Genomic DNA, 21,260 nt, shown 5'->3' with positions numbered 1-21,260 from the left:
TTCTGGAAAAATAGCAGCAACCGAGGCCTGACAAGGAATTGTGAGGTGGCGAAAATTTTCACGATATGACTGCTCGTGAATTGTTTCACCTTGACATAAATCAAGTCTCGCAGGTAGAAGACTTGTCGTTACGCAGAGGTATTTCCTTTATTTTCAATTCTAAATGAGGCGGATAGGGATATGGAGGACAGGAAAGGCATGGTCTCTGGCGAACAGGAAAAGGGGCAGTGCTCGTGCTCTGTCTTGCCCTTTTTCTTCGGTATCGTCGTGGCCCTCGTGGCAGGGTGGTGGCTCTTTCCCAAAGCGCTGTTCAGCGAAGAGCATCAGCCTGTTCACTTCAGCCACGTGGTGCATATCGAAGAAGCTGGCATGGAGTGCGATACGTGTCACTACTTCAACGAGGACGGCACCTACCACGGTATGCCTACGACCGAGGACTGCGCTCAGTGCCACTCCGGCATGATGGGTGAAAGTCATGCAGAAGCACAATTTATCACTGAGTACGTGGAAAAAGAAAAGGAAGTGGACTGGCTGGTATATCAAAAGCAGCCGGACAACGTCTTCTTCAGCCATGCTGTTCACAACATGGAAAACTGTGGCATGTGCCATGATTATGAGCAGCCCGAGTTGTGCTCCGAGTGCCACCCCAATGTGGCCGAGATGGATACCCCTCCGCAATTCAAGAAGAACAGGCTGACCGGGTACAGCAAAGACACGATGAAGATGTACACCTGTGAAGAGTGCCACGCTATCGAGGCCCACAGGGATAACACCAATGCAAGCAACGCCTGTTTCGTGTGCCATAAATAAGCGAGGGTGGAACGATGGGACTTGACAGAAGAGGATTCATCCAATTCCTGGTCGGTGGAGCAGTGGGCACGCTGTTCACGCCCATCCCCTGGAAACTGACTGACGACATATCTATATGGACGCAGAACTGGCCGTGGATTCCGCGCAACCTGAAAGGCGCATCCACGTATGAAAAAACGGTCAGCAAACTCTGCCCCACTAACTGCGGTATCAGCGTACGCAAGGTAGCCGGATTTCCGATCCGCGCCATAGGCGACGCTGACAGCCCGCTTTCCGGCGGCAAGCTGTCCTCCATGGCGGCCGCGGAAGTTCAACTGCTTTACAGCCCTGCTCGCCTCAAGCGCCCCATGGTCAAGGGACCTGACGGTGGATTCAGTGCTGTAACCTGGGATGTCGCCCTGAACCTGATCGAAGAGAAGCTCAGCTCGATCAAGGGCGTTAAAGACAAGCTGGCCGTCGTTTCCGGCGACCAGAACGGCAGCGTGAACGAAGTTCTTTCCGGCTTCTGCAAATTGGCCGGCTCCTCCAACTTCTTCATCATGCCGAGCGAATCCCAGAACGCCATGCGCACCTGGAAGACCGTCATGGGCAACCAGGGGCAGCCTGGTTACGACCTTGAAAACAGCGACTACGTGCTGGCCATCGGCGCTGATATTCTGGAGTCCTGGGGACCGGCTATCCACAACCGCAGGGCTTATTCCGCAAAGCGTCCTCATGGCCAAACGCCTGAGGCTAAGTATGTTTACGCCGGACCGGTGCAGAACAACACCGCCACGGGCGCAGACGAATGGAAGCCCATCAAGCCCGGCACTGAAGGTGTTCTCGCAGCCGCGCTGGTCAATCTTCTCATTGCTGCAGGCAAGAGCATCGAAAGCCCTGAATTCGGCGATCTGCAAGCCGCAGTTAAAGGTTTTGACGCTGACACGGCAGCCAAGATCACCGGTCTTGCTGCAGGGCAGATCAAGGCCTTGGCAGATGAGCTTTCCAAAGCATCCAGCCCTTGTGTGATCGTGGACTCCTCGTTCAACCAGGGCGCAGGCGCTGCTCCCATGATTCTCACCACCGCGCTGAACCTTCTCGCTTCTGGCGGCATTGATCAGCCCGGCGGCATGACCGTGATTCCCGAAATGACCAATGTGGTCGACGCGGCCATGAATATCGAGGAGCGCTACGCCAAGGATCTGGTCAGCTTCCTGGCAGACGGCGGCAGCAAGCCTGAGATGATCGTATTCTACGAAGCCAACCCGGCTTACGCGCTGCCACAGGCCAAGACCATGACCCAGGCCATGGCTGAAATTCCCTTCAAGGTCAGCTTCACCAGCTTCCTTGATGAGACCGCCATGGCTTGCGACGTCGTGCTGCCCACCCCCATGGGGCTGGAGCGTTACGACGATGTCGTGACACCTTACGGTCTGAGCAAGGCCATGTACTTTGGCGTCTATCCCGTGGCGCCCCAATTGGTGCCCGGTCCCGCGGCCCCGGATGTTATTCTGGCGCTGGGCAAGAACCTGGGCATGGACATGGGGTATGACAACTTCAAGAGTGTACTGGACGCCAAGGCCGCTTCCATCGACGCCAGCTTTGACGATCTGCAGGGCGGTTACGAAGAGGCCCCCGGCCTGCTCGGCATCGGCATGCCGAAGCTGAACGCCGCTGTCCTGAGCAAGGCGTTGGCTGCTGCGCCGCAGGGTGCTGCCGAAATATCCCTTGCTCCGGTGGACAAGCTCAACTTCGGTACCTCCACCACGTCCACCCCACCGTTCAACCTCAAGACCGTGCGCGACACCGTGCTTTTGGGCGATCTCTCCTTCATTCACCTGAACGGCGCAACGGCCTCCAAGGTCGGTGTGACGGAAGGCGATCTGGTGAACGTTTCCAGCGATGCCGGTGAGGTCAAGGCACTGGTACACATAGACGAAGGAATTATGCAGGACGTTGTGGCAGCTCCCTTGGGCTTTGGCCACACCGCCTTTGACGACTTCACCCGCGGCAAGGGCAGCAATACGGCCCAGCTGATGAAGGTAGCTGTCGAGCCTGGCAGCAACTTCTCCACCTGGGATGCCACCGCGGTCAAGATCGCAAAAATCTAAGCGCAAGGGACTCTCGTCATGCAAAGCTACGAACACATAGACTTTACCATCAGATGGGGGATGGCCATCGACCTGGATAAGTGCACGGGCTGTGGCGCGTGCATGGTCGCCTGCCAGGCGGAAAACAACGTGCCCATCATGCAACGCAGCGGTTTCGGCAAAATGAACCGGGACCACACCAACAAGCTGCGCTCCATGAACTGGATGCTGGTCTACAAGCTCTCCAACGGCATGAGCTTTCCTGACCACGATACGGCCTTTCTGCCGCGCCCCTGTATGCACTGTGGCATCCCGTCCTGCGTATCCGTCTGTCCTGCCACGGTTACCAAAAAGGACGAAAACGGCGGCATCGTGAGCCAAGTGTACCCCCGCTGCTTCGGCTGCCGGTACTGCATGGCTTCATGCCCGTACCATGCACGTTACTTCAACTGGTACGATCCCGTCTGGCCCGAAGGCATGGAAAAATCCCTTTGTCCGGATGTTTCTGTACGCCCTCGCGGTGTGGTCGAAAAATGCACCTTCTGCCACCATCGCTGGATGAAAGCCAAAGATAAGGCGCGTGTTGAAGGCCGCGATCCTTGGGATCTGGAAGAGAGCGAATACCAGACTTCTTGCACGGAAGCTTGCCCCAACGGCGCCATCATGTTCGGCGACCTGCGCAACCCCGACCACTCCGTGCACAAGGCCGTTTTCAAAGATGAGCCCACTGAAGAACAGTACAAGGCCATGTTTGGTGAATACGGACACGGTCATGGTCATCACGAAGGCGCAGACTACCTGGAGACCTTTCACCCATACGCACGGCGTATGCTTGAGCGTCTCGGCACGTTCCCGCAGGTCTTCTACGTCAGCCGCCGTGAATGGGTTCTGCGTGAACTTGATAACTATCTGCCCGACGAAAAGGTCTAGGGGGAGGATGCAATGAACGATCAAGCACTCTGGCCCGAAGGCACAACACGCTGCTCTTTGTGGCAGTTCCTCGCCTGGCTGGCTTTCATCGGTCTTGGCCTGGCTTGGGGAACATACGCCATATTCTTCATCCTCGGGTTCGGCCTCGGCGTTACCGGCCTGGATGACTATTTTGGATTCGGTCTCTGGATTACTTTTGACCTGGCTGTTATCGCGCTGGGCGCTGGCGCCTTCTTCACCGGGCTGCTGCGCTACATCCTGAATATCGACCAGCTCAAGAACATCATCAACCTGACGGTCATCAAGGGTTTTGTCTGTTACTCAGGCGCCATGATCATTCTTGGCCTTGACGTTGGACAGCCTGCGCGCTCCTGGTTCGGTTTCTGGCACCCCAACGTCCACTCCATGCTGGTAGAAGTTATGTTTTGCATCACCTGCTACCTGGGCGTGCTGACAATCGAATACGTGCCGATGATTCTTGAAAACCGCGTTCTGAACAGAAACAAGCTGATTCACAACATCGCGCACAACTTCCACGTTTACATGCCTCTTTTTGCAGGTATGGGTGCCTTTTTGTCCTTCTTTCACCAAGGCTCCCTGGGTGGCATGTACGGCGTGCTCTTTGCCCGTCCCTTTGCCTTCCGCGAAGGTTTCTTCATCTGGCCCTGGACCTTCTTCCTGTTCGTGCTCAGCGCCATTGCATCCGGCCCGGTTTTCACCGTGATCATCGCACGGTTCATGGAGTTTCTCACCGGTCGCAAGCTGGTAGACTGGAAAACCAAGCAACTCATGGGCAAAATTGCCGGCACCATGCTGTGCATCTACATCGTGTTCAAGATTCTGGACACCTGGGCATGGGCCGCTGGCTACCTGCCCAGTGTTGGACTGACCTTTGACCAGATGTTCAACGAGGTTTACGGCTCCTGGCTGCTCTGGACTGAAATCGGTCTCTGCGGTGTTGTTCCTGCGGTACTGCTCATCGTACCTTCTCTGCGCAACAATCCCGCCCTCTTCTATACTGCAGCCGCCCTCGACTGTATCGGTGTCATAATCAACCGCTTCGTCTTCACCGTTCAGGCCTTGGCCATTCCGGTGATGCCTTTTGACAAGTGGCAGAGCTACGTACCGAACTGGGCTGAATGGGCGCCTTCCGTACTTGTCATTGCCTACGGCTTCCTCATCTTCTCCCTGAGCTACCGTTACCTGCCTATCTTCCCGCAGGAGCGTAAACTCAACGCCTAGGCATCTGCGCCCGTAATTACCGCACCCTTGAACGGGGCTGGCAAAACGCCAGCCCCGTTTTTTTATCTCCATCGCACGCCAACTCCCCCGCTCTATTTATTCAAGAGATACGCGGCAACTGCCCCCCCTTTGCCATACCGCACAGAAAGCTCCACTCCATTACATGGAGCAACCTACGTTCTTGGTTCTGGAAGGAATGAGCGTCTACAAAGGGAATCTGTTGGTAAACACGAGGAGTCAGTGAGCGCCCTTGCGCTCCTTGCGGATGGTGTTTCTTTAGCCGAGGAGGTCCAGGGCCAGAGGTATGGTGACCATGGCTATAAGCGTCTGCACAGTTATGATGGACGCCATGAGTCTGTCATCTCCCCCCATCTGTCTGGCCAGAATAAAGGAGGATGTGGCTGTCGGCAGCGCGGTGAAAAGCACGGCGATGATTTTGGCAGTTGTGGGCACATTGTAGAGCGTACAAGCCAGCGCTGTGACGGCTGGCAGCAGCACGAGCTTGAACAATGAGGCAAGGGTCAATGCGGGCAGACTAGGTTTGAGATGGCTGAAGCTGAGACCTGCGCCGACAGCCAGGAGGCCGATGGGCAGGGCTGCACGCCCCAAGACGTAGACAACCTCAAAAATCGACGGTGGCAGGGAGGCGTTTGCAACATTCAGGGCGATGCCGATGGCGCAACCAATAATCAAAGGATTTTTGATTACGGAACGTACGACCCCCCAGAATCCGGCATTGCCGTTCCCCTCCCCCATATGGGAAAGCACGGACACGCAAAGCACATTGACGAGAGGAACAGTCGCTATGATGGCAATGGCGGAGAGTGTCACTCCATCAGTGCCAGCCAGGGCAGCTGCGCCGGCAATGCCCACATACGTGTTCATGCGTATGCTGCCCTGAAACAACGACGAAAAGGCAGGTCCATCCAGGGGCAACCAGTGACGTATAAAAAGAGCTCCTGTACTGATGACGAGCAATCCAGTGACTATTGCCCCCCCCATGGGCAACACGGCAAAATCTCCGAATTGCGCTGTGGAGAGGTTCCCTATGAGCAAACAGGGGAAAAACACATAGTACGTCGCTTTTTCAGCCTGTGGCCAAAAACTTTCCGTAAGGAAGCCCGTACGCTTCAAGACCACACCAAGCAGGATCACTACGAATATGGGAAGCAATACGGACATTTCCTACCTCATGAAAACCAGGGAACCAGATTCGCCCCAAAAAAATAGAACAGCACGGCAACCACAAGTACGCTGGCATTCCGCAATATCTGATTGTAAACAATGAGCTTTAATGCCAACCGAGGCGCAAAAATCCCGGCATAATACGGGAACTGGTGGCGGAAAGCTCGCATAGGCGTTGAAAGGATATTTCCCACCAGAAGCGCCATGACGACTTCTTGCACACCTAGCCCCCCTCCGTCCAGCAACACCCCGGCTGCTGCCAGACCGGCTGTGAACTCGGCCGCCACGTGAAAGACCACGATGCTAATGGCTTCTGGAGGAAGAAAGGAAAGGAAGCCCACATGCTCTGCAATGGCAGCCTCCAACCATTCAAAAAGCCCTGCCTGACGCAAAATATACAGCACGATGTAAATGGGAACAGTATAGAGCACCACCCTTCTGATCCGCTTTTTGAAACGCACCCAGCTTTTCTTGGCAGCTTCGCGCAGACCAGTACTCCGCTCCTCATCCAGGACACAAGTGATGCATCCTTCGGGCAACGGGGGCAGCAAAAATCGCCCCAAGAGTACGATGCACAAAGTACGCAGGATGGCGGAAAAAAAAGTAAGGCCGACATAGAGCACCGCCGCACCGCCAATAAATGGCAATGTGATGAAGAACATGGTGGGCAAATGGGTGAAATATGTAGGCAAGCTGTTGAACATATTAGAAAGGACAAGTTCCTTTTCGTTCAGTTTGCCCTTTGCATGCGCTTCGGAAAGCATGGAGTTGGCTGCAATTCCGGAGAAAAAAGCCATGGAAAAACTGGCGCCGGTGATGTCCTTGAGACGTCCGACACGGGTAAGCGGGGCAGCCAGCTTCGCCATTGCCCGTGTCCAGTTCAACGCCTCGATAAAGTTGGCGATGAGCAACCCTATGGAAATAAATATGATGAGTCGGATAAGAGGCCAGCCGAGGCCATTCCAGAGCGTGAGGATATCCATATTCTACCTGTTGAGCTACCGGGCACAGTTGTTTTTCCCGGCTTTACGCGTCAATCACGGCGCGATGAGAAAAGAGCAGTCTTATACGTTGCAACTCCAGCTAGTAGGGGGAGCAAGAATCACAACATCATCTTGTTTTGTAAGGATGCTTAATTGCTGCAGTTCGTCCATTCCGGCTTGCATAGCAGCAGAAGAACTTTTCCAGTTACTCTCAATTGCTTCCAGCGTGACACAGCCGGAGCGCCCCCCTAGATACGTCAGTATGAGAAAAAGAGTCAGGGCTTCATGGGAAAGGCCCATTTTGAAAATATCAGTATTCACAGCCCCTCCAAAGGTGGCAAACAAGCAGGGGTGCAATGTGGCGATTTTACAAGCGAGCGTCAAGAGGCAGGCTTCATCTCGCTGCACATCCAGGCATGGGTCTATCAGCTGCAAATGCAGCTTCAGACCCGGTATGAGGAGGAGGAAGCCGGGGTGGCAGGCGAACCACCCCGGCTGAGAGACTTACAGATCTTGCAGAATCCAGACAGCCCGGCCGTAAACTCGCTCGGCCTTTTTGCCGGAGGGGAGATACTGTTCGGGGTGATCGGGATTTTCAGATCTGAGAACCAGGCGCTGGTTCTCAGGGTCATTGAAGACGCGCTTGAGCGCAAGCCCTTCAAAGGGAATGTAGATGGCGTATATTTCGCCAGATTCGATGTTCTTGAGGCCAGTATCAATACCAACAAAAGAACTCCGCCTGATGGTGGGCTCCATGCTGGAAGCACTTACCTTCAAAACCTGAATGCTGGGCTTTGCAAAAGACTGGGGCACATTGAGCTTGCCCAGTGGCACAGGAGACCATTCACCAGGCTCGTCGCCATCCACCTGCATGGAGTGCACCGTAACAAGGGTGCCCTTGTTATCAGGACCAGAGTAGTCGGCGTAAGCGACTTTGACACCTTCTTGCTGTGGACCATCGGAAGGCACATATTCCCCGTGCTTGTTTTTCAGATACCAGGGGCCGATGCCCTCTTCCAGCCAGTCAGGGTTCAAACCGAATTTTTTGAACAACTTAAGGTACCATTCGGCCGGAACTGAGTCTCTGCGCTTGGCATCTGAGATGCTTGATTGGCGAATATCCAGAACTTCTGCGAGTTGTACTTGCGTCCTGGTATTTATGGCCATTTTAATGCGCTCAAAAACTTCATCAAAAGTTGACAAGGTCAGCTCCTTTTCAAATCTCCCCCTCTACATATAGAGGGATTAATCGATCATTGACATTCTTTACAAAGACCACATAAAATCATAGCCGCTATACAAGTTGGCAGATTTACATGTCCTCACATACAAAAATATCGAGGAAATAAAGTGAACGAACGACAAGCCCGTCTTAAGGCCTGGCTTGCTTACCATGGTGTATCCAATAAAGCATTAGCCGAGGAACTCAATGTCCACCCTTCCATGGTTTCGAGGATAATTCGGGGAGATCGCGCTCCGTCGCGGCTTTTGGACCAACTGAAACAGTTTGGTATTCCTGCTGAACTTCTCCCTGAACCATCTCGTCCTCCAGGACGCCCGAGGCGTTCATCCACTGATTAAAGCTGTAACAGACAAGCATATCTCGTTGTCATGTTTTTTTCGTTCAGCATTTCGTTTTATTGATTGCTGTAAAACCCCCCTCTTGGCAACCTATTGGAATTAAGCACTTCAACGTGAGGCAACCGAAACAACCAACGTAGCGAAAGTATACCTCTGCTTATGAGAATAGATTCTCCATATCAGAGAGACCTCGCATAATCCATATTTTCAAAAACAGTGCCAACTACAGCACATTTGAAAGAAAAATCATAATCCAATATTTCGGTGCCTTATCAGCCAAGAGGGGGAGTGAGCGGTAAGCAGATATGAGAGGTGAAATAAAACATGTGACAGATGTGTAACATCACATCTGTCACATGTTACATGTTCAATTGAACACACGCAGGCTTTATTCGACGCGCTGCAGGTACTTCAGGAAGGGATTGTCCGGAGTCATCAGTATCTTGGTACCACTTGTCAAACTCCGTTGATAGGCATCCAGACTGCGCTGGAACTCATAAAAGTCCGGTGCCTGGGACAACGCACTGGCATATACACTAGTGGATTTGGCATCGCCCTGGCCGCGTATTTCTTGGGCTTGCCGTTTTGCCTGCGCCAGAATAACAGCGCGGTCCCTGTCTGCCTTGGAACGTATCTTGGCGGATTCCTCCTGCCCTTCGGAACGGTACTGCTTGGCCTGGCGTTCACGTTCCGCGCGCATACGACCATAAATAGCGCGTTCGTTTTCTGCAGGGAGGTCGGTGCGCTTGATCCGCACATCAATAACCTCAATGCCGAATTCCGTAATCAACCGCGAAGAGTTCTTCGTCACCATATTCATAATCGCCTCACGCTTGCCGGAAACGATCTCGGTCAGGGTATGGCGCCCCAGTGCTTCGCGAAGCTGAGAACGTGTAACATCATCGATACGCTCCTGAGCTCTGGGGATGGTTCTGACGGTGCGGTAGAACTTCAGGGGGTTGACAATGCGCCATTTTGAATAGTTGTCTACCACCAAGTTCTTCTTGTCGCTGGTCAGAATCTCAGCGGGCTCCGCGTCATACTCCAGAATGCGCGAATCGAAATAAATCACGTTTTGCATGAAAGGAAGCTTGAAGTGCAGCCCGGGTCCTACCGGCTCATCGCTGACAGGCTTACCAAGTTGCAAAACCAGTGCTTTTTCCGTTTGGAACACGGTGTAAAAGGACTGCATCACACCAACCACGATCAAAAGCCCTACTATAATGAGGGGAGCGACTTTTTTCATTAGTTCCCCTCCTTCATGTTTTGGGGATTTGACGCCTGTCCGGAAGACGACGGAAAGATTTTGCCGTTCTGGGAAGAAGTATCCAAGGGAAGCAGCGGCAACACACGCTGTGAAATATCCTTCCCTATGATGATTTTTTCCACTCCAGGAGCAGAGTAAACTTGTTCCATGGTCTCCAAAAGCAGGCGCATACGCGTCACTACCGGCGCCTTGTTGTACTCTTTCAACACTGCCAGAAAACGGTTCGCATCACCTTCAGACTGCAGGATTTTGGTCTGCTTGTAGGCTTCTGCCTGGTTTACCTGCTGTGCGGCCTGACCGCGTGCTTTCGGTATAAGATCATTACGATACGCGTCAGCTTCGTTGATGATGCGGCTCTTGTCCTCGCGCGCGCTGGCAACGTCCTTAAACGCGTCCACGACTTCCTGCGGAGGGTGCACATCCTGAAGCTGTACAGCAACAACCCTGACACCCAATCCGTAATTATCCAAAATAGTTTGCAGTTGTTCGCGCGTCTGGTTTTGAATTTCCTGCTTTCCATCCGTCAATGCGGAGTCAATGCGGTTGTCGCCAATAACACCGCGCATGGCTGCTTCAGCAGCGCTCTTCACCGTCTCAGCCTGGTCGCTTACATTAAATAAGTACTCTTCAGGATTGCTGATCTGGTATTGCACGATAAACTTGACGTCCACGATGTTCTCGTCACCAGTGAGCATTAATGACTCTTCCGGCACCAGCCGGAACTGCCCTTGCCTGTACTGCCGCTCATGTCCCAGAGACCGGAAGCCAATCTCCACACGCCGAATTTCCGTGACCTTGGGGGTCAGAACGGATTCGATCGGATAGGGGAAATGGTAGTGCGGCCCAGACTCCGTAATGTGGTTGAAAGCGCCAAAGCGCAAGACAACGCCAACTTCGTCCGGCTCAACAATGTAGATGCCCGAAAGCAGCCAGAGCAAGGCCACTATTGCGAGAATCAGTTTGCCTGTTGGAAATCGAAACCCCTTGAATTTTTTGAGTTTTGACGTCAACTCATCCAAGTCGGGCTTCTGGGGGCCGGTGGGGCCGCCTTGCCTCTTTTTTCGTTCTTGCAGTTTTTCCCAATCCCAGTTCATAATGATTCACCTTATGTTGCTCTTGCGGCAGGGGTCAAGGTTTTACACAACAATAGGCATCTAAATCCATGACGCAAGGGGTGAATATCTGTAGAGATACACCCCATACAACCTGCAGCGCGGAGAGATCATGAATAAAAGTGCGAACAAACCTGTTTTGCCGGGTGTTTTCAGGGCCTACGATATTCGGGGGGTTGTAGGCAAGGACTTCGACGAAAATTGGGCGGAACTTTTAGGCAAGGCTTGTGGCACATTCATGCGTTCGCGCAAATTACAAACAGCCGTCATAGGGCACGACTGCCGCCACAGCTCCCCTGCATACGCCGCTGCGGTTGCCAAGGGCATGCTTTCCACCGGCATAGATGTCACCACCATCGGCATGGTGCCTACGCCAGTCTTTTATTACGCAGTCAAAAAGCTGGGCCGTGATGGCGGCGTCATTGTCACGGCCAGCCATAATCCCCCGGAATACAACGGGTTCAAAGTCTGGGCAGGAGAAACCACCCTGCATGGTGAAGAAATAAGCGAACTTTGCACGCTTATGCAGCAACAGAATTTTGCCACCGGAAGCGGTGTTCATACTGAGTATGACATCTCGCCCACCTACCTGGAAGACCTGGCAGAGCGCATGCCCTTAGACCGCAAGATAAAAGTTGTAGTGGATGGCGGCAATGGCGCTGCCGGCGATCTTTGCGCCACACTTCTCGAAAAAGCCGGAGCGGAAGTTGTACGCCTTTTTTGCGAACCGGATGGCGATTTTCCAAACCACCACCCGGATCCTGTGGTCGAAAAGAACCTCACTGCCCTGAAGGAAACCGTGGTGCGCGAAAAGGCCGCGCTTGGCATCGGTCTGGACGGAGATGGCGATCGAATCGGCGTTGTGGATGAAAAGGGGCAGATAGTTCACGGAGATCGTCTCCTGGCAGTTTTCGCCAGGGACCTGCTTTCCAGGAACCCCGGCGCCACCATCATCGGCGAAGTGAAATGCTCACACCTTCTCTACCGCGACATAGAACAGCACGGGGGGCGCGCAGTCATGGGCGTCACCGGCCATTCCGTGATGAAGGCCCGCATGATCGAAACAGGCGCCCTGCTTGCGGGAGAAATGAGCGGACACATGTTCTTTGCCGAAAACTACTATGGATTTGACGACGCCTTATGGGCTGCACTCCTGCTGCTCAGTATCCTCTCTCACGCTGACAAGCCCATTTCCGCCATGCCAGGCGATTGGCCAGAAACAAGCAGCACCCCTGAACTGCGTATTGACTGCCCTGAAGAAATCAAATTCGAACTCGTGGAACGCGCCAAAGAACGATTTGGTAAAGATTATGAAATAATAACAGTCGACGGTGTTCGCGTTTTGTTTCCTGACGGGTGGGCGCTTGTTCGTGCGTCCAATACCCAGCCAGCGCTGAGCATGCGGTTTGAAGCCGAATCAGAAGATGGGCTGGCTGCCATTCGTGATGCAGTGGAGCGCCCCGTGCTGGAGTGGATACGACAAGCGCAAAACAATTGATCGAGGCTGGCCTGGTCAGCCTTTCAAAAGTGCTGCAGTATTGTCGCCTTAACGCAAACGTCATTTTACGATCTCAATTGTAACAAAGCGAACAGACACAACACACGTGCCTGTTTCCAATGCGACAAATAATATCATATACTTTTTGACAGGTTTCTATGGCTCCCTGCTGGGGTGTTTTCTTCTTTACAGCATAGCGCAACCACATTAGATGCTATTTTGTCTTATGCTAAAAATAACAAGTCAAAACTAAAAGGCGTACACACCATGAAGATGCTACGACCGAGCAAGATGGAGCGTTGTATCGGCTGTTATTCCTGCTCGTTAGCCTGCGCCAGACTGGTGCACAAGAAGTTATCCTGGAATACCGCCGGCATTCGCATTTCCACATCCGGCGGGGTAAGCACCGGCTTCGAAGCCAAGGTTTGCGTGGCCTGCGATCCAGCGCCCTGCGCCATTGCCTGTCCTACCGAAGCGCTCACGCAACGTGAGGGCGGCGGTGTCCGCGTCAAAAAAAGTCTTTGTATCCGCTGCGGCAAATGCGCCAGGGCTTGTCCTGTGGATGCCATTTACATCCACCCCCAAGAAGGTGCGCCCTACCTTTGCATCCACTGTGGCCGCTGCGTCCCCTTCTGTCCGCAAGGGTGTCTTGAACTGACAGACACGGACAAGCCGCCAATGCCAGGACCGACGCCACCTCCTGAAAGTTTTGATGTCGAGGAGGACAACCATGTGGAATAAAGAAACATTTCGCGTCATGCACATGGATTTGGAGACAGGACGCGGCAAAGTCATAGAATTTGGCGACCGCGCGATGCTTATGGGAGGCTGCGGCCTTGCAGCCGGCTTGTTCCATGCATACGGGCACCCCGACAAGCCCTGGGACGCCCCGGAACAACCCTTGATTTTCGCAATCGGCTCGCTCACAGGGTTCTTTCCGCTCATGAGCAAGGTGGTCTGCGGCTTTGTAAGCCCCCACACGGGGCAATACGCAGAAAGTCACGCAGGAGGACGCCTGGCCATGACCATGCGCTTTGCGGGCTTCGAAGCCATCATGTTCACCGGCAAAGCACCCAAACTCTCCGTGGCCGTGCTGGCTTCCCAACGGCTGGATCTTTTTGATGTTCACTGGCTCAAGGGGCAGGATGTCTTCGCCACAGGCAAATTGCTCAGACGCGTTGGCAGACAGTCTCATTCAGGGCATCGCAGTATCATGCGCATTGGCCCTGCCGGAGAAAAAGGGTGTGCCTATGCATGCATCAATGTGGATACATACCGCCACTTCGGCCGTCTGGGAGCAGGGGCGGTCATGGGCGCTAAACACCTCAAGGCCATCTCCGTCATAGGGGATGCGGATTACGATCTGGAACCCGGACGCGGCGGCGGCAAGGATTATCCCGCCCTTTTCAAGGACATCTACAAGATGCTCACCGCCACGGACATGATGACCAAATACCACGACCTGGGCACGCCTTCGAATCTCATACCACTCAATGATTTGAAATCTTTGCCCTGGCGCAACCTGCAGCAAACAACCGACCCGGGGGTGGAAGAAATTTCGGGTGAACGTTTTGCGGAACGCATGCTGCTCAGACAATCCGCCTGCTCCGGCTGCCCTGTGGGGTGCATCCACATAGGTCTTCTGCGCCACCAGTACGCCACCCAGCATGAATTCCTCTACAAACAGGTAAACTACGATTACGAATCCATTTTCTCGGAAGGCACCATGCTCGGCATGGAGCGTGCTGCTGACGTTCTCGCCCTTTTGGATGAAACCGAAAAGCAGGGCCTGGACGTCATGAGCGCAGGCGTCGCCCTGGCCTGGGCAACCGAGGCGTTGGAAAAGGGAATTATCACAGAGGACGAAACCCTCACCCGTTTTGCTTTTGGTGATGTCAACGGCTACCTGGCCGGCCTGCACCACCTGGGGCAGCAAACCAGCGACTTTTACGCCGTGCTGGCTAAAGGCGCTTTGGCGGCAGGCAAAGAATACGGCGGTGAGGATTTCGCCTGCGTCCTGGGACAGGAAATGGCGGGATATGCGACCGGCGAAGTATTCTTCACAGCGCAATCCATGGGTTTTCGCCATTCCCATCTGGATACGGGCGGCTACTCATACGACCAAAAGCATAAAGAGCAGGATGTGGACAAGGCCATTTCCTTTCTGGTGGATGACGAGAAACAACGAGTAGCCCTGTGCTCGATGGTTTCCTGCCTTTTTGCCCGCGGCGTATACACACCGGAGCGCATGCAGGAAGCCCTTTCCGTGCTTGGGTATAAAGAAACTGCCGACAATCTGGACAAGGCTTCCGCCCATGTGCAGCGGCTGCGCTGGGTGCTCAAGGCGCGTACCGGCTACAATCCTGCAAAGGTCCGCATCCCTAAACGTTTTACGGAAATAACCACCTGGAAAGGGCCCATCGATACGGAATACATGAACGCCCTCCGAGCTAAATATGCGGAAGCCATCAACCAGATGATTCAGGAAGGTGAAGCCGCATTACAGACCGGGAGTGAAGAATAACTCTATCTATTGTATATAAAGTTTGTTATAAAAAGGGGGCATTTGCTCCCTTTTTTTGTTCCATACCAAGGAGACAACATGGCCGACGTTTCCCGCAGCACTACACGTGTCCAGGGCTTCAATACTCCGGAATTGGATTTTCAATTACTACGCCAAATGGGCAGCGCGGCTTACGGGGGCGCTTCCGTTGGTGAATGTCTTGCCCTGGCCCGGGAACTAGCGGAAGAGAACTTTACGGCCCTGGCCCGTGCTTTTACCAAGCAGGCAGCCGACATCGCCAAAGACGCCGCCCACCGCGCAGACCAAAAGCACGAAATAAGCGCCCGCGATCAATACCTGGCAGCGTGCAACGCCTACCGCGCAGCCGAATATTTCACTGCTCCTGACGATGCGAATCATGCCGCCATGGGCATGAAAAGCCGCGAATGTTTTCTGCATGCCATGCGCCGCATGGCGCAAACGTGCGAACCTTTTTTCATAGACCATGAAAACGCCAAGCTCCCGGGGTATTTCATGGCGCCTGCAGATGATGGCGCCCCTCGTCCTACACTGGTGACGGTAAGCGGCTACGATGGCACAACGGAAGAAAGCTGGTTTCAGATTGGGCGCGCAGCTCTGGAGCGAGGCTACAATGTCTGCCTTTTTGCCGGGCCAGGACAAATGGACACGCTGCGCTTCAATCCGGGTTGCGCTTTTGAGCCGGATTACGAACGCCCTGTGGCGGCATTGCTTGACGTTTTGCTGCAACGTCCTGAAGTCCTGCCACAACAAGTGGCATTATATGGCATCAGTTTCGGGGGGTACTTCGCTTCCCGGGCAACGGCGCATGAACCACGCATCAAGGCGCTTATCGCAAACTCCCCCATTGTTGATCTCTTTTCTTACATGACAAACCTGGCCGGCTTTGATCCGTTGCAAGACCTGAGTGACGATATGGACTTCGGCATTGCCGACCTGCCTTCCATTCCCGATGAAGAGTTCCCCCCGTACCTCAAAGACATGAGCAAATCGCTTATGCTGCGTTTTGACCGCCCTACCTATAAGGCCGTTTTTCGCAGACTCCAGGAATTCACTATCAGAGAAACCCTCGCATCCATCACCTGCCCTGTCCTGGCCATGGTCGGTGAAGGTGAAGGTGAAGGCGCCCTGCAACAATTGGAGGATTTCTGCCAAGGCGTAACCGGCCCTGTGACACGTCGCGTTTTCACTGTCGCCGAAGGGGCGGATTCCCACTGCCAACTGGGCAATTTGCGTTTGTCCGCCGCCGAAGTCTGCGACTGGTTGGATAATTTTTTCAAATAAGAAGGAGAATATAAGGTAATATTTTCTCTTTATTTCACCTCCAGCAACAAAGACGTTCCTTTCCCCACTTTTGTTGCTAAGCAGGTATTCATGCTCATTGTAATTTTCAAACTGAACAGCGTCCAAATACTTTCAGGCAATCAACATCGACAGTAATTTCACTACCCCGCCTCTTTCACGTAAACAACTACTCTCTTTTCCCGCCAGGCACAGAGTACAAATCGACACGACCATTCACTATCCATCCATATAAGTTCACATCCTCATCCAGATACCTTTAGTTGCGATGTACAATATACTTATTTTGGGAATAGTATTTCCATTCTAATAGTATCAGAAAATGAAGGGAATGGAGGAGAGAAGGAAGGAAAGAACGACCAGTTTCTTTTTTGCCTGTTCCAACACCAACAAGACCGTATCAAAAAGGGGCCAAAAGGCCCCTTTTCTATTAGCTATGACAGCCTGTTATTTTTGAGCAGTTTTCAGGTAGGTTTGCGGAATTGCCGCGTACATTGCGCAGGCCGTAACCAGCTCGCTCTTCCAGGTCTTTTCATTGGGCGCGTGGGCCTGATCTTCGTGCCCGGGACCAAATCCGATACAAGGAACGCCCATGCGCCCCATGATACTGACCCCGTTGGTGGAAAAGGTCCACTTGTCCACCAAGGGAGCGCGGTCGTAGAGCGTTTCAAAGGCGCTTACCAGACTGCGGCAAACAGGGTGCTCCTCTTCCAGGACCCAAGCCGGAAAATAACATTCGGTTGGGTACACGAGCCCGGTCCAGGCCGGCTCCGCGTAATTGTACATACTCACAGTTGCGTTGGCGGCGGCAACGGATGGCAAGTTTCGGATTTCCTGCAGCGCCTGCTCGAAGGTCTCGCCCCATGTTAGTCTGCGGTCCACGGAGATGGCGCAGCCATCAGCCACTGCACAGCGCGAAGGAGAAGTAAAAAAGATTTCGGAAACAGTGAGGCTGCCCTTGCCCAGGAACGGATCATTATGGAGATTCGGGTGCAGGGCCCTGAGTTCCATAAGAATGGGCCCCATTTTGAAGATGGCGTTGTCGCCTCGCTCAGGCGCGGAACCGTGGCAAGCCACGCCTTTGACATCCACGCGTATTTCCATGCGCCCCCGCTGCCCGCGGTAGACGTTGCAGGATGTGGGCTCGGTGCTCACCACAAATTCAGGGCGCAGGCCGTCTTCATTTATGATGTAGAGCCAGCACAGCCCGTCGCAATCCTCTTCCTGAACGGTGCCGGTAAACAAGATGGTTGCGCCTGCATCCAGGCCCAGTTCCTTTATGATGCGCCCCGCATAAACCATGGAGGCCATCCCTCCGAGCTGATCACTGGCGCCGCGTCCGAAGATGCGTTCGTCGTCCTCATGCCCCTGGTAGGGGTCGTGCTCCCATTGACTGAGGTCCCCCACCCCCACGGTATCCACATGGGCGTCAAAAGCTATGAGCCTGGGTCCGTTGCCGATAAATCCCAGTACATTGCCCATGGGATCTATCTCTACACGGTCAAAGCCATTTGCAAGCATCTCTTCGCGGATGCGCTCCACCACGCCCTGCTCGCCGCAGGACTCGCCAGGAATGGCGATAAGGTCTCGTAAAAATTTACTCATCTGAGGCTTGTAGCTTTCCGCGAGTTCGAGAATACGGCTTTTATCCAGTTCCATGGCCTGAATGCTCCTTCCATGCCGGTGCATATATGTTCAGAGGGGAAGCCCCCTCGCGAGGCTCCCCCTTTGCATTCGCTCCGACATATTTCGTTCTTAATTCTTACTTGCTTCGTCGATGGCCTGTAAAAAGGCGTCCATCATTTCCACACCGTCAGCACCGAACTTCTCTTCGATAAGCGCCTGCACCTGAGGCATGGCCTTTTCGCGGAACACGGCCTTTTCCTCGGCGGTCAGCGCGTTCACTTCCATATCCTTGGCCAGCGCCGGCAAGCCGCGATCGGAAGCCTCGATGACACGCCCCATGCCGCGACCGGCGACAATGGCGCTCTTGGCCGCATACTCAATCACATTCTGCTGCTGCGGCGTCAGGCTGTTCCAGAAGTCCATGTTCACGGCCCAAACATAAGGGGCGAACAGATGCCCGGAAAGGGTCAGATACTTTTGCACTTCATTGAACTTGGCGAACACGATGATCGGAATCGGATTCATCTGGCCATCTGCTACGCCGGTTTGCAGGGCGGTGTAAAGCTCGCTCCATGCAATGGGCGCTGGCTGGCCACCAAGGGCGCTGATGATGGTCTTGTGGGTATCCAGTCCCATGGTGCGGATCTTGAGACCGTCCATGTCAGCCGGAGTTTTGATGGGGCGTTTGGAGTTGGTAAAATGAAAAAACCCGCCCGAATCGCCAAAACCAAGAATCTTCAAACCGGTTTTTTCTTCCATGTCCTTGGCGAACTTCTTGCCAAAAGGGCCGTCAAAAACGGCATACGTCGTGGAAATATTCGGAAAGGCAAATGGAATGTCTATGATCCCCATCATGGGGTAGACAGAGGCAAAGCCCCCAACAGAGTGGATACCGGACTGGATGACGCCGCCCTTCACCTGTTGTACGACCTCTGCGTCCTTGCCAAGCTGGCCGTTGGGAAAGGTCTGGACTTCGATTTCACCATTGGTGCCGGCCTCAACCAGACTCTTGAACACGGTGGCCATGGCGCCGGTGGGGTTGTCAAAAGGATCATCCTTGTTCAGGTGATGCAGCTTCAACACCGTGGCAGCATCAGACGCAACGGGCGCCATCCCCATACAAATGGCAATGGCCAATACCGCAAGCATCAGTCGCAGGCTCGTTTTCATCCCAACTCCTCCTTGGCTGTTCAGGTTACGGTTCATTTGCCCATACCCAGCAGAATGCCCGGTATAAACATCGTCATATCGCTCCAATAAGCGACCGCAAGCAATACGGCCACCTCCACGATCAAAAACGGCCATAAGGCGCCGGCAATGCGCTCAAGTTTTTCTCCCGTAACGGAAGAAAGCACAAAAAGACACGCGCCGACGGGCGGGGTCATGAGAGATATATTCAAGGCCAGAATAATCATTACACCGGCATGCACCGGGTTCATACCAATACTTTCCGTCAGCGGCGCCAAAACAGGCGCCAGAATGATCAACGCGGCGTTGATATCCATGAACATGCCAATGCCGAGCAACAACCCAAGAATCAGCGCAATGATAACACGGGGGTCATTGGAAAGGGAAAGAAACAAGGTGGCGATGGCCTGCGGAATCTGCATGAAGGTCATCCACCAACTCAAAATCGACGCTGAAGCGATGATCAAAAAAACCACTCCCGTGACACGGGCGGTGCGTATGAGCATATCCACTATATCTGCAAACGTCAGCGCGCGGTATACCACAACGGCGATGAACAACGCATAAAACACCGCAATGGCGGCGGCTTCCGTGGGTGTGACAATACCACCCAGAATCCCGCCCAGAATAATGCCCGGCATGAGCAACGCAAGAAAACTGGATTTGAAGGTCTTGACGATATGACGCAGGCTCGGCCCTCCCTCTCCTTTCGGCAACCCCAGTCGGCGTCCAGTGGCGGCGATGAGCGACATGCACAACAGGCAGATCAAAATCCCGGGCAAAATACCTGCGGCAAACAGACCAGCAATGGAAACCCCCATCAACGAACCATAAATAACCATCAGGTTTGATGGCGGAATGGTAGGCCCGATAATTGAGCCGGCAACTGTAACGGCACAGGCATAGGGGCGCGAGTATCCCTGCTTGACCATGGCCGGCACCAGTGTATTGCCGAAGGCCGCTGTGTCGGAGACGGCAGCGCCCGTCATGCCGGCAAACAGCACAGAGGCCACCATGTTGGAGTGCGCCAACCCGCCGCGCATGTAGCCCACCAGGGATTCGGCAAACAGAGCGAGTTTTTCGGTAATGCCGGAGCGGTTCATTATTTCACCGGCAAGGATAAAGAAGGGCATGGCCATGAAGGTAAAGAGATCCAGACCTTCGAAAAAGCGTTTGGGCGCCATGGTCAAAAACTGCTCTCCACCGATCTGCAGCAGGCCGGCCACGCCTGCAATGCCCAACGTAAAACCGATTGGCACGCCCAGAAGCAAAAGGATGAAAAAAATGGCGATGACAATAATCAAGGGCCTTCCTCCTCGATATGCAGCCAGCTTTCGCCTGGGGGCTCACTGGCGCCCGGGCCATGATGGTAAGCAAGGTCGCGTATGATCAATACTATTATTTGAATGGAGGTGAGCCCGGCACAGGCTGGCACGGAAGCAAAGGGAACCATCATGGTCATGCCAAAGATGGTGGCGTATTGCTGCGCACCGTCTTCGGTCATACCTATGCCGTACACAAACAGGAAAAGGAAAAAGGCCAGGCCAATAAGGTCAAGTCCAAGACGGGCCCAGGGCTTTGCGCCTTCGGGGAAATATTGAAACAGAATTTCCAGGCCAATGTGTTCACGCCGATAAGCGCAAACCGGAACAGCCAGCAAGGCAGCCCAGATCATCACATAGCGTGAGAGTTCTTCGGTCCAGACGCCGCCCTCACCTAGAAAGTAGCGGGAGATGACCCCCCACCAGATTATCAACACCATGACGGCAACGAGCAGCGCACAAAGCCGCTCCACGGTCCAGTTGAGTTTGGAGCCTACGGTGTTGGCTATGGCGGCCGTACGTTGCAGCATGGTGCATCCTCGTCACTCAGGTTACGGGGGTGCTTCGTAGCGTACCAAAAACTGCCTTAATCCGGCACATCGT

19 protein-coding genes are annotated in these 21,260 nt (G+C 53.8%); 9 read left to right on the top strand and 10 right to left on the bottom strand.

The genetic code is table 11. The features are described from left to right. Positions 1 to 180: 180 nt before the first annotated feature. From qrcA to qrcD, 4 genes are read left to right on the top strand one after another with little or no spacing between them, the layout of a single operon-like run. Positions 181 to 810, top strand: a complete 630-nt coding sequence (gene qrcA / locus ACZ5EH_RS16240; protein WP_464274919.1) for a menaquinone reductase multiheme cytochrome c subunit QrcA — start codon at positions 181 to 183, stop codon at positions 808 to 810. 14 nt (positions 811 to 824) lie between these two features. After that, complete coding sequence (gene qrcB, locus ACZ5EH_RS16235; protein WP_464274918.1) at positions 825 to 2,900, top strand: menaquinone reductase molybdopterin-binding-like subunit QrcB; 2,076 nt, start codon at positions 825 to 827, stop codon at positions 2,898 to 2,900. Between the two features lie 18 nt (positions 2,901 to 2,918). Beyond that, positions 2,919 to 3,809 carry a 4Fe-4S dicluster domain-containing protein gene (locus ACZ5EH_RS16230; RefSeq protein ID WP_464274917.1) on the top strand — a complete coding sequence of 297 codons (891 nt, stop codon included), beginning with the start codon at positions 2,919 to 2,921 and terminating at the stop codon, positions 3,807 to 3,809. Positions 3,810 to 3,821: 12 nt separating this feature from the next. Continuing rightward, the gene (qrcD, locus tag ACZ5EH_RS16225; RefSeq protein ID WP_464274916.1) at positions 3,822 to 5,051 is read left to right on the top strand and encodes a menaquinone reductase integral membrane subunit QrcD; all 1,230 of its coding nucleotides are present in this window, start codon (positions 3,822 to 3,824) and stop codon (positions 5,049 to 5,051) included. Between the two features lie 276 nt (positions 5,052 to 5,327). Here qrcD and ACZ5EH_RS16220 read toward each other — a convergent pair whose 3' ends face one another. The 4 genes from ACZ5EH_RS16220 to ACZ5EH_RS16205 all read right to left on the bottom strand — a co-directional run bounded on the left by ACZ5EH_RS16220 (position 5,328) and on the right by ACZ5EH_RS16205 (position 8,422). Beyond that, positions 5,328 to 6,233, bottom strand: a complete 906-nt coding sequence (locus tag ACZ5EH_RS16220; protein WP_464274915.1) for an AEC family transporter — start codon at positions 6,231 to 6,233, stop codon at positions 5,328 to 5,330. An 8-nt stretch (positions 6,234 to 6,241) separates the two neighbouring features. Next, the gene (locus ACZ5EH_RS16215; protein WP_464274914.1) at positions 6,242 to 7,219 is read right to left on the bottom strand and encodes a hypothetical protein; all 978 of its coding nucleotides are present in this window, start codon (positions 7,217 to 7,219) and stop codon (positions 6,242 to 6,244) included. A gap of 81 nt (positions 7,220 to 7,300) precedes the next feature. Beyond that, positions 7,301 to 7,540 carry a hypothetical protein gene (locus tag ACZ5EH_RS16210; RefSeq protein ID WP_464274913.1) on the bottom strand — a complete coding sequence of 80 codons (240 nt, stop codon included), beginning with the start codon at positions 7,538 to 7,540 and terminating at the stop codon, positions 7,301 to 7,303. A gap of 183 nt (positions 7,541 to 7,723) precedes the next feature. Further along, a complete protein-coding gene (locus ACZ5EH_RS16205; protein ID WP_464274912.1) occupies positions 7,724 to 8,422 on the bottom strand; it encodes a LexA family transcriptional regulator in 699 nt (232 codons plus the stop codon). A 147-nt stretch (positions 8,423 to 8,569) separates the two neighbouring features. Here ACZ5EH_RS16205 and ACZ5EH_RS16200 point away from each other — a divergent pair, with 147 nt between their 5' ends. Further along, the gene (locus ACZ5EH_RS16200; RefSeq protein ID WP_464274911.1) at positions 8,570 to 8,800 is read left to right on the top strand and encodes a helix-turn-helix domain-containing protein; all 231 of its coding nucleotides are present in this window, start codon (positions 8,570 to 8,572) and stop codon (positions 8,798 to 8,800) included. 388 nt (positions 8,801 to 9,188) lie between these two features. On the opposite strand, the gene hflC is transcribed toward ACZ5EH_RS16200, so the two are convergent. Together hflC and hflK are read right to left on the bottom strand one after the other, a co-directional pair. Next, on the bottom strand, positions 9,189 to 10,046 hold the full coding sequence (gene hflC / locus ACZ5EH_RS16195; protein WP_464274910.1) for a protease modulator HflC: 858 nt from the start codon (positions 10,044 to 10,046) through the stop codon (positions 9,189 to 9,191). After that, positions 10,046 to 11,161, bottom strand: coding sequence for an FtsH protease activity modulator HflK (gene hflK / locus ACZ5EH_RS16190; protein ID WP_464274909.1), 1,116 nt, complete (start codon positions 11,159 to 11,161; stop codon positions 10,046 to 10,048). The genes hflC and hflK overlap by 1 nt, the downstream gene beginning before the upstream one ends. A 130-nt stretch (positions 11,162 to 11,291) precedes the next feature. Here hflK and ACZ5EH_RS16185 point away from each other — a divergent pair, with 130 nt between their 5' ends. From ACZ5EH_RS16185 to ACZ5EH_RS16170, 4 genes are all read left to right on the top strand, one after another. Beyond that, positions 11,292 to 12,677, top strand: coding sequence for a phosphomannomutase/phosphoglucomutase (locus ACZ5EH_RS16185; protein ID WP_464274908.1), 1,386 nt, complete (start codon positions 11,292 to 11,294; stop codon positions 12,675 to 12,677). Positions 12,678 to 12,944: 267 nt separating this feature from the next. After that, a complete protein-coding gene (locus tag ACZ5EH_RS16180) occupies positions 12,945 to 13,418 on the top strand; it encodes a 4Fe-4S binding protein (protein WP_464274907.1) in 474 nt (157 codons plus the stop codon). After that, positions 13,408 to 15,201: an aldehyde ferredoxin oxidoreductase N-terminal domain-containing protein gene (locus ACZ5EH_RS16175; RefSeq protein WP_464274906.1), complete on the top strand. Its 1,794-nt coding sequence runs from the start codon at positions 13,408 to 13,410 to the stop codon at positions 15,199 to 15,201. Before ACZ5EH_RS16180 ends, ACZ5EH_RS16175 begins: the two co-directional genes overlap by 11 nt. 78 nt (positions 15,202 to 15,279) lie before the next feature. After that, positions 15,280 to 16,503, top strand: a complete 1,224-nt coding sequence (locus tag ACZ5EH_RS16170; RefSeq protein ID WP_464274905.1) for an alpha/beta hydrolase — start codon at positions 15,280 to 15,282, stop codon at positions 16,501 to 16,503. Between the two features lie 465 nt (positions 16,504 to 16,968). Here ACZ5EH_RS16170 and ACZ5EH_RS16165 read toward each other — a convergent pair whose 3' ends face one another. The 4 genes from ACZ5EH_RS16165 to ACZ5EH_RS16150 form a co-directional block, all read right to left on the bottom strand. Next, complete coding sequence (locus tag ACZ5EH_RS16165) at positions 16,969 to 18,180, bottom strand: YgeY family selenium metabolism-linked hydrolase (RefSeq protein ID WP_464274904.1); 1,212 nt, start codon at positions 18,178 to 18,180, stop codon at positions 16,969 to 16,971. Positions 18,181 to 18,276: 96 nt separating this feature from the next. Continuing rightward, positions 18,277 to 19,317 (bottom strand): TRAP transporter substrate-binding protein, encoded by a 1,041-nt coding sequence (locus tag ACZ5EH_RS16160; RefSeq protein WP_464274903.1) that lies wholly within the window; start codon positions 19,315 to 19,317, stop codon positions 18,277 to 18,279. Between the two features lie 32 nt (positions 19,318 to 19,349). Beyond that, the gene (locus ACZ5EH_RS16155) at positions 19,350 to 20,639 is read right to left on the bottom strand and encodes a TRAP transporter large permease (RefSeq protein ID WP_464274902.1); all 1,290 of its coding nucleotides are present in this window, start codon (positions 20,637 to 20,639) and stop codon (positions 19,350 to 19,352) included. Then, positions 20,636 to 21,187: a TRAP transporter small permease gene (locus ACZ5EH_RS16150; RefSeq protein ID WP_464274901.1), complete on the bottom strand. Its 552-nt coding sequence runs from the start codon at positions 21,185 to 21,187 to the stop codon at positions 20,636 to 20,638. The genes ACZ5EH_RS16155 and ACZ5EH_RS16150 overlap by 4 nt, the downstream gene beginning before the upstream one ends. Positions 21,188 to 21,260 lie beyond the last annotated feature (73 nt).

The sequence above is a fragment of the Desulfovibrio biadhensis genome (assembly GCF_055388615.1).
Note: the sequence above shows the minus strand (reverse complement) of the source record. Positions and strands in the feature narration are given on the sequence as shown.